At 57.8% G+C, this 16,549-nt stretch carries 16 protein-coding genes; 7 read left to right on the top strand and 9 right to left on the bottom strand.

Going from position 1 to position 16,549, the window contains the following annotated elements:
* The first annotated feature begins 7 nt into the window (after positions 1 to 7).
* A complete protein-coding gene (locus D1227_RS17420) occupies positions 8 to 1,144 on the top strand; it encodes a pyridoxal phosphate-dependent aminotransferase (RefSeq protein WP_119405599.1) in 1,137 nt (378 codons plus the stop codon).
* On the opposite strand, the gene D1227_RS17415 is transcribed toward D1227_RS17420, so the two are convergent.
* Positions 1,134 to 1,694, bottom strand: coding sequence for a LemA family protein (locus tag D1227_RS17415; RefSeq protein WP_119376786.1), 561 nt, complete (start codon positions 1,692 to 1,694; stop codon positions 1,134 to 1,136). The genes D1227_RS17420 and D1227_RS17415 overlap by 11 nt on opposite strands.
* A gap of 67 nt (positions 1,695 to 1,761) precedes the next feature.
* Complete coding sequence (gene parC, locus D1227_RS17410; protein WP_119405598.1) at positions 1,762 to 3,996, bottom strand: DNA topoisomerase IV subunit A; 2,235 nt, start codon at positions 3,994 to 3,996, stop codon at positions 1,762 to 1,764.
* Between the two features lie 85 nt (positions 3,997 to 4,081).
* Here parC and D1227_RS17405 point away from each other — a divergent pair, with 85 nt between their 5' ends.
* A complete protein-coding gene (locus tag D1227_RS17405; protein ID WP_119405597.1) occupies positions 4,082 to 4,780 on the top strand; it encodes an extensin-like domain-containing protein in 699 nt (232 codons plus the stop codon).
* Here the strand turns inward: D1227_RS17405 and recO are convergent.
* The 7 genes from recO to rpoZ all read right to left on the bottom strand — a co-directional run bounded on the left by recO (position 4,777) and on the right by rpoZ (position 10,835).
* Positions 4,777 to 5,505, bottom strand: coding sequence for a DNA repair protein RecO (gene recO / locus D1227_RS17400; RefSeq protein WP_119405596.1), 729 nt, complete (start codon positions 5,503 to 5,505; stop codon positions 4,777 to 4,779). The genes D1227_RS17405 and recO overlap by 4 nt on opposite strands.
* Positions 5,505 to 6,458, bottom strand: a complete 954-nt coding sequence (gene era, locus D1227_RS17395) for a GTPase Era (protein ID WP_119405595.1) — start codon at positions 6,456 to 6,458, stop codon at positions 5,505 to 5,507. The genes recO and era overlap by 1 nt, the downstream gene beginning before the upstream one ends.
* Positions 6,451 to 7,218, bottom strand: a complete 768-nt coding sequence (rnc, locus tag D1227_RS17390) for a ribonuclease III (protein ID WP_119405594.1) — start codon at positions 7,216 to 7,218, stop codon at positions 6,451 to 6,453. Before rnc ends, era begins: the two co-directional genes overlap by 8 nt.
* Positions 7,215 to 7,628: a holo-ACP synthase gene (acpS, locus tag D1227_RS17385; RefSeq protein WP_119405593.1), complete on the bottom strand. Its 414-nt coding sequence runs from the start codon at positions 7,626 to 7,628 to the stop codon at positions 7,215 to 7,217. Before acpS ends, rnc begins: the two co-directional genes overlap by 4 nt.
* Positions 7,629 to 7,655: 27 nt before the next feature.
* Positions 7,656 to 8,237, bottom strand: a complete 582-nt coding sequence (gene pyrE / locus D1227_RS17380; RefSeq protein WP_119405592.1) for an orotate phosphoribosyltransferase — start codon at positions 8,235 to 8,237, stop codon at positions 7,656 to 7,658.
* Positions 8,234 to 10,348 (bottom strand): RelA/SpoT family protein, encoded by a 2,115-nt coding sequence (locus D1227_RS17375; protein ID WP_233349849.1) that lies wholly within the window; start codon positions 10,346 to 10,348, stop codon positions 8,234 to 8,236. Before D1227_RS17375 ends, pyrE begins: the two co-directional genes overlap by 4 nt.
* Before the next feature lie 136 nt (positions 10,349 to 10,484).
* Positions 10,485 to 10,835, bottom strand: coding sequence for a DNA-directed RNA polymerase subunit omega (gene rpoZ, locus D1227_RS17370; RefSeq protein WP_119376795.1), 351 nt, complete (start codon positions 10,833 to 10,835; stop codon positions 10,485 to 10,487).
* A gap of 136 nt (positions 10,836 to 10,971) precedes the next feature.
* Between rpoZ and D1227_RS17365 the strand changes: the two genes are divergently transcribed.
* From D1227_RS17365 to D1227_RS17345, 5 genes are all read left to right on the top strand, one after another.
* Positions 10,972 to 11,550 (top strand): LabA-like NYN domain-containing protein, encoded by a 579-nt coding sequence (locus D1227_RS17365; RefSeq protein ID WP_119405591.1) that lies wholly within the window; start codon positions 10,972 to 10,974, stop codon positions 11,548 to 11,550.
* On the top strand, positions 11,534 to 12,193 hold the full coding sequence (locus D1227_RS17360; protein WP_233352903.1) for a uracil-DNA glycosylase: 660 nt from the start codon (positions 11,534 to 11,536) through the stop codon (positions 12,191 to 12,193). The genes D1227_RS17365 and D1227_RS17360 overlap by 17 nt, the downstream gene beginning before the upstream one ends.
* Positions 12,194 to 12,302: 109 nt before the next feature.
* On the top strand, positions 12,303 to 14,303 hold the full coding sequence (gene parE / locus D1227_RS17355) for a DNA topoisomerase IV subunit B (protein WP_119405590.1): 2,001 nt from the start codon (positions 12,303 to 12,305) through the stop codon (positions 14,301 to 14,303).
* A 116-nt stretch (positions 14,304 to 14,419) separates the two neighbouring features.
* Positions 14,420 to 15,346 carry a hypothetical protein gene (locus tag D1227_RS17350; RefSeq protein ID WP_119405589.1) on the top strand — a complete coding sequence of 309 codons (927 nt, stop codon included), beginning with the start codon at positions 14,420 to 14,422 and terminating at the stop codon, positions 15,344 to 15,346.
* Entirely contained in the window at positions 15,343 to 16,512 is a 1,170-nt protein-coding gene (locus tag D1227_RS17345) for a GNAT family N-acetyltransferase (protein ID WP_158586712.1), read from the top strand. Before D1227_RS17350 ends, D1227_RS17345 begins: the two co-directional genes overlap by 4 nt.
* Positions 16,513 to 16,549: the final 37 nt, after the last annotated feature.

Below are 16,549 nucleotides of genomic sequence, written 5' to 3'. Positions count from 1 at the left end.
GGCAACCATGGGTGTCGATATCGATCCGTTCCACGCGATCTCGATCAGCAAGATCGCATATGATCTGAAGGCCCAAGGCCGGTCGATCATCCATATGGAGTTCGGCCAGCCATCTACAGGAGCCCCTGCCCGAGCGATTGAAGAAGCCAAGAAGATACTCTCTGCAGAGAGCCTCGGCTATTGGGAGAGCGCCCCACTTAAGAAGCGGCTTTGCCAGCATTACCTCGACACCTATGGCGTTTCGGTTCGTCCGGGACAGATAGCCATCACAGCCGGAGCTTCAGCGGGCCTCGTTTCGGCGCTTGCCTGCAGATTTTCCGCCGGCGACACCATCGCAATGGCACGGCCCGGTTACGTGTCCTATCGAAACACGGTCAAGGCGTTGGGAATGAAGGCTCTGGAGCTGGATTGCGGGCCGGAAAACAGGTTTTCGCTCACGGCCGAACGGATCGCTACGCTCGAACCGGCCCCGGACGGGCTCATCATCGCAAGCCCAGCGAATCCAACCGGAACCATCATGTCGGGCGAAGAACTCAGCGCGTTAGCCAGTGTTTGTAGAGAACGCGGGATCGCCATTATTTCCGACGAGATCTATCACGGGCTGAGTTATACGCGCCGGACTCACAGCATGCTGGAATTCGAGCCGGACGCCTTTGTGATCAACAGCTTCTCGAAGTATTTCAGCATGGCCGGCTGGCGGCTTGGCTGGTTGCTCGCGCCAGATGCTTATGCCGACAAGGCAGCAGCCTATACTGGTATCTTGTTCCTGACAGCGCCTTCGCTGGCCCAGCATGCCGCGCTTGTGGCGCTGGACGAAACTGATGAGCTTCAAGGACATCTAGAGACATACCGGGCAAACCGGTCACTTCTACTGAAAGCGTTGCCGCAGATGGGTCTGGACGAGATCGCACCGCCGGACGGCGCCTTCTATGTTTACGCCAATATTGAACGTTTCAGCGATGACAGTATGGCGATGTGCAAGGAAATTCTCACAGATACCGGTGTCGTCCTCGCCCCGGGCATCGATTTCGATCCGGAGAACGGACACCGCTATATTCGCTTCAGTTTCGCTGTTTCGACTGCTGAAACACATGAGGCGATTGCGCGCCTGGCGCCATGGTTCAAAGCGCGCGCTAGAACTTGACTTCCGGGACTGTCGAAAGCGCCGTGCGGTCTCCGCCGAGATCGAAGAACTCACGCTCAGGGAAGTTGAACATGCCGGCCACAATCGAGTTCGGAAACTGCTCGCGGGAGGTGTTGTAGTCCTGGACGGCAGCGTTGTAGAAGCGCCGCGCGGCAGCGAGCTTGTCTTCGATCACCGACAGTTCGTCCTGCAAGTCCTTGAAATTCTCGTTGGCTTTAAGGTCCGGATAGGCTTCTGATAGCGCAAAAAGCTTGCCGAGCGCGCTGGTCAGCACGCCTTCCGCTTGCGCCATTTCGCCGGGCGTCCCCGCCGCAACAGCCGAATTGCGTGCCTGAATGACTTCCTCAAGGGTCTCCCGCTCGTGAGAAGCGTAGCCCTTCACAGTCTCGACGAGGTTCGGGATGAGATTCTGGCGCTGCTTCAGCTGAACATCGATATCCGCAAACGCCTGATTGCAGCGCTGCTTCTTCGAAACCAGCGAGTTGTAGATGCCGATCAGGAAGACCGCGACGATGGCCAGAGCCCCGAGCAGAACATAAAGTGCGGTCATTCAAGGATCTCCAGCATCATTTGAAACCTTGTTTTCCTGACTAAACGTCGGCTCCCGTCGTGGCAAGCTATCCGTTGAAACGTCCCGATTTCGGGAACCCTTTCGGCGCAACCTTGCCGGCTTGCGCACGTTTGCCGAGCCATTCCTGCCATTCAGGAAAACCGCGCGAACGGCCTGCGGCGTCTCGAACAAACAAGCCGTCTTCGCTGAAGAATGTCATGGCATCTGCCAGTGCGTCCTTGCCGCGATAGGTCTGCAGCTTGACGCCCTTGCCGCGCGGCATTTCCGGCAACTCATCAAGGGCAAAGACAAGCATTTTCTTGTTCGTGCCGATCACAGCGATGTGGTCGCCCTGCACAATCTCGCAAACGACAAGCTTTCCATCGCCTGTATTCACGGCCGATTTTCCGGCCTTGCGGTTCGATTCAAGTTCGCTTTCTGGCACGATAAATCCGTAGCCAATGTCCGACGCGACGAGACGTTTGCGCTCCGGCTCGAGTTTGAACATGGCGACGATGTCGACATTGTCTTCCAGATCGATAGACAGCCGGATCGGCTCGCCATGGCCTCGTCCACCAGGGAGCTTGTCGCAATTCAGCGTAAAGGCTCGGCCATCACTCGACAGAAGAACGACCTTGTCAGTGGTGTAGACTTCCTCACTCTTGAACAACGAGTCGCCATCCTTAAACTTGGTCGAGTCCATATCGAGACCGTGACCTTTCATACCCCGGATCCAGCCCATGGAAGAGAGGACAACGGTAACAGGTTCCTTAGGTGTAGAGGCCTCGAGAGCGGCACTGAGATCGATCTCCGGCGCATCCTCGAAAGCAGCCCGCCGACGGCCAAGCTCGGTGTCGGGATCGAAGGCCTTGCGCGCTTCTTTCAGCTCCTTGCCAACACGCGTCCACTGACGCCGCTTCGAGCCGATCAGCGACTGGATGTCCTCGCGTTCCTTTGAGAGCTCCTCATGCTCTCGCTTGATCTCCATTTCCTCGAGTTTGCGCAGGGCGCGAAGACGAAGATTGAGAATGGCTTCGGCCTGGACGTCGGTAATCCCGAAGCGTTCCATCATGACCTGCTTGGGTTCATCCTCTTCACGGATGATGCGGATCACCTCATCGATGTTCAGATAAGCGACGAGATAACCGTCGAGCAGGTGGAGCCGCTTGTCGATCTTGTCGAGTCGGAACTGCGCCCGGCGGACCACCACTTCGCGGCGATGGTCGAGATAGGCCTGCAGCACCTCACGCAGCCCCATGACCCGCGGCGCGCCCTTATGAATCACGTTCATGTTCATCGGGAAACGCGATTCCAGGTCGCAGAGCTTGAAGAGGCTTTCCATCAGGACATCGGACTCGACCGTCTTGGCACGCGGTTCGAGAACGATGCGAATGTCTTCGGCACTCTCGTCTTTGACGTCGCTTAGAAGCGGCGCCTTCTTGCTTTCGATCAGCTCAGCCAGTTTCTCGATGAGACGCGACTTCTGCACCTGGAACGGGATCTCCGTGACCACAATCTGCCACGTACCCCGGCCCAGGTCTTCGGTATGCCAGCGCGCACGCACGCGGAAACCGCCGCGCCCGGTCTCATATGCCTCCCGGATTGCACTGCGCGGCTCGACGATGATGCCGCCAGTCGGAAAGTCCGGTCCTGGCATGACGTTCATCAGTTCGGTAATCGGCGTGTCCTGATTCTCGATCAGCAGGAGCGCTGCATCAATCACCTCGGCAACATTGTGCGGCGGGATTGATGTGGCCATACCGACCGCAATGCCGGTCGCCCCATTCGCCAGCAGGTTTGGATATCCGGCCGGCAAAACAACTGGCTCGGTGTCGGTCTCCGAATAGTTGTCCTTGAAGTCGACCGCATCCTCGCTGAGGCCTTCGAGCATCAGCTTGGCGGCTTCGGTCATGCGCGCTTCGGTATACCGGTAAGCAGCGGCGCTATCGCCGTCGATATTGCCGAAATTGCCTTGGCCATCAACGAGCGGATATCGAACGGAGAAGTTCTGGGCGAGACGAACAAGCGTGTCATAAATCGCGCTGTCGCCATGGGGGTGATAGTTACCCATGACATCACCAACGATCTTGGCACACTTGCGATAGCCAGCATCCGGATCGAGCTTCAGCTCACGCATGCCGTAGAGAATACGACGCTGGACCGGCTTAAGGCCGTCCCGAACATCAGGCAGGGCGCGAGACGTGATCGTCGAAAGCGCATAGGCAAGGTAACGCTTGGTGAGCGCCTCACTCAGCGGTTCATTGATAATGTTGCCATCTTCATGGTCCAGAATATCGGACATGTCGGCTCCCTAGGATCGATTCGACCGCTGAACAGAATCAGCGCCGCAGGATTTACGTTAACAGAAAGGCCGGATTGGTTAAGGAATGAACAACACGCTGAGGCGCACAATCAAGCAGCTGGGGATCGTTGCCACCGTTATCCTGGCAATCCTGATCGTGAACCGCTATCTGCCGCCTCAACACAATCCGCTTCGACCGATTGATCTCGACGATCCGATTGGCGTTGCAACGCACTATAAGCTGACCCGGATCAAGAGCGATAACAGCCTCTGCTACACGCTCCTGGACAAGGCTGGCATAGGCTACTCTCCCGTCGGCGAAAATGCCGGTACCCCGACATGTCCGCTTGAGCGAGCGCTTGTGCTCAATCGGTCGAACTTCCCCTACTCTGTCACCCCGCTTCGCATGACCTGCTCGACTATGGCCGCCCTGTACATCTGGGAACACGATGTCGTCCGACCGCAGGCCGAATCCCTGCTCGGCAGCCGTATCGAAGAAGTGCTGACCTATGGAAGCTATTCATGCAGGAACATCGCCGGCACAAACCGTCTGAGTGAGCATGGTCGGGCGAACGCAATCGACATAATCGGCTTTCGCCTTGAAGACGGCCGAGAAATTCAGGTTCGCGAACAGTGGCGTGAAGACAGCGCAGAAGGTGCGTTCCTCGATGCGGTTCATACCGGCGCCTGCAGAGTATTTTCGGTCGTCCTCGGCCCGGACTATAATGCCGACCACGCGGACCATTTTCACTTTGACATGGGGAACGGCGCCCTCTGCAGCTAACGGTCCTTTTGCATGCGCACCGCAAGACGACGGCGCGCTTCGGGCAAATCCTTGTTCACTGCATGAAACAATCGCCGTTCGATAAAAAAACCTGTTAACTCAATACCATGCAAGATATCTTCGCGCGTGGCGCCGGCCGTCGGCTGGATCAGGAAGCGGGGAAGCACAAACAACCGATCCACATATTCTTCCGCTTCGGACCCGCGCACAGCCCGTCCCGTCTTTGGCGAGACATGCGTTAGTCCGTCATTCGCCCCGCTAATGGCACAGGCTTCCAGATCAAGTCCGAAGCCCAGCGCAGAAAGCAATCCCAACTCCCAACGGACATAAAGCGCTCGCCAGACATCATCCTCCATGGCATCGAGAAGCAATTGTGTCGCCTCGAATACCGCCGACCCCGCTTCGTCGCCCTCATTGAGTACCCCGCGCAGGATGGCGCACACGGACGCGACGGCAGCAAGAGCGTCCGGTCGGTCCAACAGCCTGGAGGCACGCAACTTTGTGGCTTCGGCGACGTCAAAGCGTCCAAGCTGCTCTTCGAGCCGCCCGGTCCAGGAAAGGTCCACCTGATTTCCGGGCTCGTATTGTCCGCGCTTCTTCCGCGACGCGCCGCCATAAACCAGGCCCGATCGCCGTCCTCGGCTGCGAGTCAGTACATCCAGGACGAGGCCGCTTTCTCCGAATTTGCGCCCGCCGAGGATTAGGCCCTCATCGCGCCAATGCATCAGGCATCAAACTCGAGGCCGAGCGTGGAATAGGATTCACGACGTTCCTGCCACTTCTCATCGACTTTCACGAACAGGAAAAGATGGACGCGCCGGCCAAGCAACTCGCTCAGTTCCTGGCGCGCCGCCTTGCTGACCGCCTTTATCGTCTGGCCGTTCTTTCCGAGCACCATGGATTTGTGGGTTTCGCGTCCCACAATCACGGCCTGCTGTATCTTCACATCACCGTTCTGGAAGTTTTCCCAGGCCTCAGGCTGAACCGTGAGATGGTAAGGCAGCTCTTCATGCAACCGCAGCATGAGCTTTTCGCGCGTGATCTCTGCAGCAAGCAACTGCATTGGAATATCAGCTGACTGCTCCGGCGGATAAAGAGGCCCTCCTTCTGGCATGGAAGCCGCCAGCGCGGACATCAGCTGGTCGACACCGTCGCCATTTTCCGCAGAGATCATGAAGATCTGCGAATACACCCCTGCCTCATCGAATTGCGCCATGAGCGGAAGGATCTGGTCATGCGCAAACAGGTCGATCTTGTTTAATGCAAGCATGACCTTCCGGCCGGATTTTTTCAGGGTTTCGATAACGGCCCGATCATCTTGCACAGACTTTTTCTGAGCGGCTGTCGGCTTACCGCTTTCCACAGCAATCCAGGCCGCTGCATCGATGAGATGGACAACAGCATCCGCATCCTCCGCCCCCGTCCACGCCGCCCGCACCATGGCCCGGTCGAGACGCTTCTTGGCACCGAAGATGCCGGGCGTGTCGACGATGACAATCTGGGCTCCATCGGCGTGGGCAATGCCGCGAACCGGGAACCGGGTCGTCTGCACTTTGTGCGTAACGATGGCGACCTTGGTGCCCACCATGGCGTTTGTCAGCGTGGACTTGCCTGCGTTCGGTGCACCGATAATGGCAGCAAAGCCTGCTCGCGTGATGTCTGTCGCCGTATCACTCATTGCGCTGAATATCTCTCAATAGCCTGTCTGCGGCTGCCATTTCCGCTTCCTGTCGCGACCGCCCCGTCTCGGTCGCCTCTCCAATCCCGTCAACCCGGACGCGCACAGTAAACAGCGGCTCATGGTCCGGCCCGGACCGCTCAATAATATCATACACCGCATAGGGCGCGCGATTGGCTCCGCACCAGTCGCTGAGACGGGTCTTGGGGTTCTGTTGCGAGACCTCGCGTTCAACAAGATCCATGATCCAGTGCTTGTCGATCACCTTTCGGGCCGCCTCAAGACCACCATCCCGGTACACCGCTGCGATAATCGCCTCAACAGCATCCGCAACGCTCTTGTCATAGCTTCCGCGCTTGTTCTTCTCCATGGACGGGTCGAGGAACAGAAACGATCTTAGGCCCATGGCCTCCCCGACTTCAGCGCAGGTCTCGCCACTCACTAGATGGTGAAACAGCTTGGTAAGGTAGCCTTCACGCTCCGCTGGGAATTTCGCGATCAGGACTTCTGCCATAATGAGACCAAGCACCCGGTCGCCAAGGAACTCCAGGCGCTGGTTGGAGAATTGCGCGTCACCATCGTAGTTATCTATCAGACTCGGATGGGTCAGCGCCCGGTTCAGCCAATCAATACGGCCGAATGTGTAGCCGAGACGCCCTTCGAGGTCGGCGCGTTGCTCATCGTTCAGTTCAGGCCGCTTTCGGCGGACTGATTTTCCGGCCGCGCGCAGCCGGGTCCTTTTTGGGCGCCCTTTCTTCATGGCGCGGTTCTTATCGGCATCGCCTCTATGATGACAACAGCCGACGCCCACGGATGGTCATCTGTGATAGTGAGGTGAATGAGCGCCTCATGCCCGTCGGGCAGAAGAGCCTCAAGTCTTACAGCGGCTCCGCCCGTCAGGGCCATGGTCGGCTTACCCGATGGAAGGTTCACCACGCCCATATGTTTCCAATGCACGCCGCGCCGGGGCACGCCTGTGCCGAGCGCTTTCGCACAAGCTTCCTTCGCTGCAAACCGCTTGGCATAGGTTTCCGCACTCCTGCGCCGACGCTCGGCCAGGGCAATCTCAACATCCGTGAAACAGCGTTGTTTAAAACGATCACCGAAGCGGGCAATCGACTGTTCGATCCGCTCGATGTTGCACATGTCATTGCCCATTCCGATGATCATGGACGCTCGGGCCTCTATTTGTTCAGTTCAGGCCAAACCGCGGCTACCCGGTTTGATGGCGGGCACGGAAGCCAGTTCTGGCGGGAGTTCTTCCGGGTCATAGTCGGGAAAGTCGACCTGCGCGAGCGAGACAAGTTGACAGCCAACATCAGCCTTGCCGTTCGACCGATCAATGACGCAGGACCCGCCGACAACTTCCCCGGGATGTTTCGCAAGCGCCTCGACAGTTTCCCGGAATGACAAGCCGGTGGTGACGATATCCTCAGCGATCAGCACGCGTTCGCCTTGGGCGATCGAGAAACCACGGCGAAAAGTGAGCTGGCCGTCCACACGCTCAGCAAAAATGGACCGGCAGCCCAACTGGCGTGCGAGCTCATATCCTGGAATGATCCCACCCACAGCCGGTCCCGCAACAACATCTATCTTGCCGAATGTCTCGCGCACTTTTTCCGCTAGCGCCCCACAGAGGCGTGCTGACAATTCAGGCCGGGAAAAAACAAGCGCCTTTTGCAGGAAGACAGGGCTTCGTCTGCCAGAAGACAGAATGAAATGACCTTCCAGAAGAGCGCCTGCCTCGCGAAACACTTCAAGCACGTCTTCACTGGTCAAGTCGCCGACTCCTCAATCCGCTCGACACTCTCCACAACGGCGAGCGCCCGCAATGCGGCCTTTATCTGCTCCAGATGGCGAAGGTCCTCAACCTCAATATCGAAGACCAGCTGAAGAAAGTCCGGATTCCGTTCGCTCGTCTCCACCCGGGTGATATTCCCGCCCGCTTGCGCGATGGCAGAGCATTGACTTGCCATGACGCCACGCTTGTTGATGGCCCGGACATTGATCCGCCCAACCGCGACGACACCCTGGCGCGCAAGCTCATTCCAGCGCAGGTCAACCCAGAGGTCGGGACGGTCTTCATATTCAGCGACCCGTCGGCAATAGATCGTGTGAATCACGAGGCCCTTTTCGGGTTCCCGCAATCCGATAATCCGGTCGCCCGGTATGGGGTGGCAGCATTCTCCCAAGTGAAGGGTAACGCCAGGTGTCAGGTCTTCGCCTGCCACCATCAGGCTGGCATGGCTGTCATCCAGGACGGTTCTATCGGTCGGAATGGACTGGACCGGTTCATAACCGGGGAACACGGTTCGGATGAACTCTGCCGTGTCATACCGTCCGCGCCCAATGGCTTCGGCAAGCGCTTCGGAACTCTCGAAGTCAGCGCGCCGCGCCACGCGAGGCAAATCGACCTCGAAGGGGTCGAGACCCGCACGGCGCAAATCTCGGTCGATGAGCGTGCGCCCGAGCTTCACAAACTCAGCCTGCTCGCGATCGCGTATCAGACGCCGGATCGCAGAACGGGCGCGCCCGGTAATCGTCAGAGCTTCCCAGCCGACCACGGGGCGGGCCTCAGGTCGACGCAGGATCTCGACAACATCACCATTCTTCAGGGGCGTCCGGAGTGTTCGGACCACACCATTGATCTTCACTCCATCGCACGTGTCACCGACGGCGGTGTGGACTGCATAGGCAAAATCGAGCGGCATCGCGCCGCCCGGCAAAATGATAAGACGGCCCTTAGGCGTGAAGGCAAAAACGTGTTCGCGATACATCTCGAGCTTGGCATGCTCAAGAAATTCGTCAGGCTCGGCACCATCCGCGAGAAGCTCACCGAAGGCCCTGAGGTTTGCGCCAGGGTCAAGACCGGCTGCCTTCGAGGATTCGAGGTCGAAGCCGTATTCACTGTTCTTGTAGGTCCAGTGGGCCGCAACGCCCCGCTCGGCCGTTTCGTCCATGGCTTCCGTTCGGATCTGCAGCTCGACCAGGCGATTGCCCGATGCACGGACCGTCGTATGCAATGAAGCGTAGCCATTGGGCTTCGGCACAGAAATGAAATCCCTGAACCGGTCCGGCAAACAGGCCCACACGGTGTGGAACGCACCGAGCAACTGGTAGCATTCCTTCACATCCGAGACGATGATCCGGAAGGCAAATATATCGGCGACGTCGCGAAAGGAAATCGACTTCTTCTCCAGCTTGCGCCAAATAGAATACGGTTGCTTTCGGCGCCCCTTCACCCGTGCCTTGATCCCTTGCTCCGCAACGATCTGCTTTATGGCAAAGCGGATTCTCTCAAGATCGTCAGCGTTTTCCGACGTTAGGTCTTCCAGCTTCTGGACGATGCTCGCCCTGGCTGCCGGATTGACGTGGTGGAAAGAGAGATCTTCGAGTTCCGATGCGACCGCATAGAGACCAACCCGTCTCGCGAGTGGCGCATAAATCTCCATGGTTTCGCGCGCGATCCGAAGGCGCGATTCCTCTTTCGGAACAAAATGGAGCGTGCGCATATTGTGCAACCGGTCTGCCAGCTTCACCAGAAGCACCCGCACATCCTGGACAGTTGCGAGGATAAATTTCTGGAAGTTCTCCGCCTGCTTGGACTTCTCAGATTTATAGTCGAGCTTTCCAAGCTTTGTGACGCCGTCCACCAGTTCGGCCACATCGGTTCCAAACCGACGTTCTATTTCGTCCAGAGAGACATCGCAGTCTTCAACCGTGTCATGGAGGAGGCCTGCCATGATCGTGTTTTCGTCGAGCCGCGTCTCCGCAAGGAGCATCGCAACCTGCACTGGGTGAGTGTAATATGGGTCGCCAGATTTGCGCAGCTGTTCGCCATGCGTTTCCTTGGCGAAAGTGTACGCTTCAGCCAGACGGACTTTGTCCACTGACGGGTGATACGAAACAACGGCATTTACGAGGTCGTCCGCTGTTGGGACAGCAGGCGGAGCACCGCTCTCGCGCCGCTCCATATTTGCGGGCGACCGATCAGTAGAAGTAACGGTCGCGCTGGCCATGAGTTGTCTAGAACCTGTCGTCACGCCCCGATTCGAGCTCGGCCTGGTAGGCGCGCATCACGTCTTCCTCGCTTGCCGCAGGAGCGGCTTCGAGAGCTGCACGGTCTGCTTCTCGCTCTTCTTCTTCGCCAGGACGAACTTCCTGCAGGTTTGCAATCAGGCCTTCGCGCACAACGTCCAGGGAAACCGAACGATCTGCGATCTCACGCAAAGAAACGACCGGATCCTTGTCGTTGTCGCGGTCCACCGTTAGAGGCGAACCTTCGCGAATCATGCGGGCGCGCTGCGCCGCCAGCAGAATGAGATCAAAACGGTTGGGAACCTGCTCGATGCAGTCTTCAACAGTAACGCGTGCCATGGGGGAAATCTCCTGTAACCGTTGTTTATATGCGCTGCACCAATGCAAGACAACCCGGCTTCTTGTCTGAAACGCAGTTGAAACCTACCCTGAATGCCATTGCATCAGAATGTTTCTCCAGAGCGGAATTTTATAGATGGTCTTTTACAAGGACGAGCGACTGGCGCTGTTCATCGACGGCGCCAGTCTGTACTCTTCGGCGCGCGCGCTTAATCTGGAAGTCGATTTCCGGAAATTATTGCGTGAATTCAGGGACAGGGGCCGCCTACTGCGCGCGAGCTACTACACCACTATTGTTGAGAGCGATGAGTACAGCCCCGTCCGACCGCTTGTCGACTGGCTGGCCTATAACGGCTTTAACGTCGTCACCAAACCTGCCCGGGAGTTCACAGATCGCGAAGGGCGCAGGCGTGTCCGGGGGAACATGAATGTGGAACTGGCTGTGGACGTCACCGAGACAGCCAGCCTGGTCGATCATATTGTGCTGTTCGCCGGCGACGGTGATTTCCGGCGCGCTGTCGAAGCCGCAAAAAGGCGTGGTGCCCGAGTGACCGTGGTATCCTCGGTCAAGGGGCAGCCCCAGACGATCGCCGACGAACTGCGCCGGGAAGCTGATGTCTTCATTGATCTGAATGATATGGCTGAACTGATTGCCCGCCCTCGCCGTGACAGTGATTCTGAAGAACGATCCCGGATAGATGATGAATATGAATAAGAACACGAGCACGCCCCCTGAGGCACCTGCTGACTGCCGACTTTGTCCTCGGTTGGTTGAATATAGAGAGGACAACGCCCGCAAACATCCAGAATGGTTTAACGGCGCGGTGCCTTCTTTTGGCGACCCCGGGGCAGCGTTGCTGGTTATCGGACTTGCGCCAGGTGTCACCGGGGCGAACAAATCCGGACGACCATTCACGGGCGATTGGGCAGGCGACCTGCTCTATGCGACGCTGGACAAGTTCGCCTTTTCTGAAGGCACCTACCAGGCACGCCCCGATGATGGGCTTCGGCTGAAACAGGCTATGATCACGAATGCGGTGCGTTGCGTCCCGCCCGCAAACAAACCGATTGGCGCGGAGATAAACACTTGCCGCCCCTACCTGGAAGCACGAATGAGCGCCCTGCCAAATCTCAAGGTCCTTTTATGCCTCGGCAAGATTGCCCACGACTCCACCGTCCGGACGCTTGGTTTGCGGCTGAAGGAATATCCCTTCGGTCACGCCAGCGAATATCCCCTGCCCGATGGGCGCACGCTGCTATCGAGCTACCACTGCTCGCGTTACAACACGAATACGGGCAGACTCACCGCTGAAATGTTCGAAGCTGTTTTTGCCCGGGCCCGCGAACTTGTTGACTGAAATCGAGACTCTTGTGGGAATCCGATAGGGTTAACGCGCCATTAACAGCTTCGGCATGTCATTGGGGCTCGTATCCTTTCCATGAGTCGGTCTAGACGGAGTCTTCTCGATGGCAGCCCAGAACCAAGCGCACCTGTTCGACGATATGACACCAGACCAATCCGGATATTCTGCAAAGGACATTGAGGTCCTTGAAGGCCTTGAACCGGTCCGCAAGCGGCCAGGCATGTATATCGGCGGCACGGACGAGCGGGCCTACCATCACCTATTTGCCGAAATTCTCGACAATGCGATGGATGAAGCGGTGGCCGGACACGCCAGCCGTATCGAAGTTCATCTTGCCGAGGACGGTTACCTGACAGTCGTGGACAATGGACGCGGCATACCCGTGGACCCACACCCTAAGTTCCCCGACAAGTCGGCACTCGAAGTCATCATGACCACACTGCACTCGGGCGGAAAGTTCTCAAACAAGGCTTATGCGACAGCTGGCGGCCTGCACGGCGTGGGGATCTCTGTCGTCAACGCCCTGTCAGAGCGGGTGGAAGTGGAAGTCGCCCGCGACAAGAAGCTCTACGTCCAGATGTTCGAGCGCGGAAAAGTGCTAGGTCCGGTGAACCTTGCCGGGGCGGCGCCCAACCGGCGTGGCACAACCGTCCGTTTCAAACCGGACACCGAGATCTTCGGTGAAAAGCTGCGCTTCCGCCCGGCGCGTCTGTTCCAGATGGCACGTTCCAAGGCCTACCTCTACCGAGGGGTCGAAGTCCGCTGGAGCTGCGCCCCTGAACTCCTGCCTGAAGACTCCAAAGTCCCGGCAGAAGCAGTGCTTACCTACCCGAATGGACTCGCCGACCAGCTGGGTGAAGTCTTCAAGGGCAAGGATACGATCACCGCGGAGTCCTTCTCCGGCCTGGTCGAAACAGAAGACGGCAAGGTCGAATGGGCGATCGCCTGGACCGCATCTGGCTTTGGCGAGGCAGACGGATTTTCCCGTTCCTATTGCAATACCATTCCGACGCCGGATGGCGGGACGCATGAAGCCGGCCTGCGCTCGGCGATCACCAAGGGTCTTCGAAACTATGGCGAACTGACCGGCCAGAAGAAAGCCTCCAGCATTACCGCGGACGATATCATGTCCTACGCGGGCATCCTCCTCTCGGTTTTCATTCGTAATCCGGAATTCGTTGGCCAGACCAAGGACAAGCTCTCGACAACTGCAGCGTTCCGGCTGGTCGAGAATGCCGTACGCGATCGTTTCGATCACTGGCTGGCTGCCAGCCCCAAGGAATCCGACAAACTCCTCAATTGGGCCATGGAGCGCGCGGATGAGCGTGCCCGCCGGCGCAAGGCCAAAGACGTTCAGCGCAAATCCGCCACCAAAAAGCTGCGCCTGCCTGGAAAGCTCGCTGACTGCTCGGCCAATGGACCGGAAAGTACCGAGCTGTTCATCGTCGAAGGCGATTCGGCGGGCGGTTCCGCGAAACAAGCCCGCGATCGCAAGACACAGGCTATCCTCCCCCTTCGCGGGAAGATCCTTAACGTCGCTTCGGCGTCAGATGACAAGCTGGAGAAGAACCAGGAACTGTCTGACCTGATGCTTGCGTTGGGTACTGGCCTCAAGACCCGCTTCAATATCGACGATCTTCGTTATGAGCGCGTCATCATCATGACGGATGCCGATGTCGATGGCGCTCATATCGCGTCGCTGCTCATCACCTTCTTTTACCAGATGACACCTGGGCTCATTGAAAGTGGACGCCTATACCTTGCCATGCCGCCGCTTTATCGCCTGAGCTACAAGGGAAAGTCGGTCTATGCGATGGATGACGAGCAAAAGGCAGAGCTCATGCAGAAAGAGTTCAAGCCCAACCAGAAAGTCGATGTTGGCCGCTTCAAGGGTCTCGGTGAAATGAACCCGATCCATCTCAAGGAAACGACCATGGATCCGGCCACGAGGACCCTCGCCCGCATCACCCTCCCTGACTCGATGGACGAGTTAACAGAACTGCGCCCGGCAGAACTCATCGATACCTTGATGGGCAAGAAGGCCGAACACCGGTTTCGTTTCATCCAGGAAAATGCGCACTTCGCAGATGACCTAGACGTGTAGCGCCAAGCCTCTTCTCAAGGTTCGGTCCAATATTTGCTCGCCTGTCACGCGACTCTTCCGCTTTACGCCATTCCAACCGGGCGAAAGCGGGAAACTGTTGCAGGACGGGACAGATCATGGCGATCGACTGGCAAAACGAAATCAAGACCTCATTCGGCAAGACGCTGATTAGCGCTTCACACACGCTGGATCGATCGCCCTCCTTTTGCGACGCATCGCTCGCTGCGCTACTAGATGCGTATCCGCGCGATCAGCTCGGCATCTGGACGTTTGCCGCTCACGGTGAAGGGGAAGAAGCGCCCATACGCGGTGTCGCGCCCGACCTATCTGGCGAGGATCTCCTGAAAGCCGTCCGTGAAGGCCGCATCTGGCTGAACTTGCGCGCGACCAACCAGCTGGTCGAGGACTACGCTCCGATTGCCGATCAGATATTCGACGGGTTGCAAGCCGCCACCGGACGAAAGATCTTCAAGCGCGACATGGGCGTGCTGATTTCCTCACCAGGTATCAATGTGCATTACCACCTAGATATCCCGGTCGTTGCCCTGTTCCAGATACGCGGCGAGAAAACGGTCTGGGTCTACCCCGCGACAGACCGCTATGCACCGAACGAAAAGCTAGAAGCTATTGTCTTGCGTCAGCAGGAGGAGGGACTGGCATTCCGAAGCGAATTTGAAACGGAAGCTAAGAAAGTCCTCCTCAAGCCCGGAATGGCCATCACCTGGCCACAGACAGCACCGCATCGTGTGCAGAACGGTGACATGCTGAACGTCTCATTGTCTTGTGAATTCATGACTGTACCGGCCCTGCTGCGCGCAAATGCCTTGTACACCAACGGCCGCCTGCGGCGAGACTTTGGCGCCCATCCCGGAAGACCTGATACTGTGTCTCCGACCATGATCGGAAAGGCGGCCCTCGCCAGGCTCCTGAAACAATCGGAGCGCAAGCCAGTCGGTCGCACACCAACCCCTGCTTCATTCATAGTCGATCCCGAAGCCCCGGGATGTACGCGACCTCTCGCAGTCGAGGCGAACCTATCATGAAGGTAAAAACCGCCTTCTCTCACCTCCATGCTACCGTCGAGCGCTATGATGCCCTCAGTGCAAACGATGTGGAAGCCTGGAGAAATCTCTGCCGCGCGCACCAGGATTATGACAGCGCGCTGCTGACGCCCGAATTTGCACACGTCATATCTGGCGTGCGTGATGATGTTCGCATCATCCGGATTCATGACAGAGACGACCTGAAAGCGGTGCTTCCTGTCCACCTTCGCCCAAATGGCTATGCTCGTCCGCTCGGCATGCCTTTTTCCGACTATTCGGGGCCTGTCATCGCCGAAGGGTTTCCGCTCACCATCAAGGATATACTCGCACTGGCTGGTATTGCCGCGTTTTCCTCATCAGCGGTTCCGGACCCTTGGCGATGTCTACATACCGGTGCAAAAGCCGCAGCTGAAGGCATCGAAACCGACAGTCATATCATCCGACTTTCAGACCAGGGTCCGGATGACCTATACGAGAACCAACGCTCGGCTCATGCCAAGCGCTTCAAGAACTTCCGGCGGCTTAGAAACCAGCTGGAACGCGAGGCGGGCGTGCCGGCGTTTGACTGGGGTCGCCCCGATGAGCAAACGCTTGAGACCCTCCTGCAATTCAAGAGCGCCCAATTTCGCCAGAGCGGCTATGTCGATCTCACGAATGCGACCAAAGCGCGTGAAATCCTCGACGCTGTCGCGCGCAGTCCTTACAGCTTCATGACATCCCTGCGCGTCGGCGGAACGCTGATCAGCGGGCACTTCGGTGTCCGGATTGGTAATGCGTTTCATCCGTGGATCGCTGCCTTCAATCCCGCTTTTGCCCACTTTTCACCCGGCAATGTTCTGCTGATGAGCGTATTGGAGCATATGCCAGATATGGGGTTGCGCGTATACGACCTGGCCAATGGGCACGACCACTACAAGAAGTACTTTTCGAATGATCACCGCACGGCTCGGCCGGTCTTCGAAACGGGGTCAGGCCTTCAAGCATTTCAGCACCGCGCCAGCCGGATGGCCTGGAAGCTCGCCGGTGCCGACACGCCATCTTCAACGACAGGACGCTTGCAGCGCCGCCTGGACCAGATTGCTGTTTCCGAGTTCGGTGCCTTTTCGCGTTTGAAGGAATTTGCCTACGCCCTCAAGACGAGGTCTATTCCGCCGAAGGGCAATTAAGCCACATGATCGCAAATTGCATGCGCAAGCATTGAAT

It is taken from the genome of Henriciella mobilis, from assembly GCF_003576315.1.
GTDB classification, from domain to species: domain Bacteria; phylum Pseudomonadota; class Alphaproteobacteria; order Caulobacterales; family Hyphomonadaceae; genus Henriciella; species Henriciella mobilis.
This window is presented reverse-complemented; position numbering and strand designations above follow the sequence as displayed.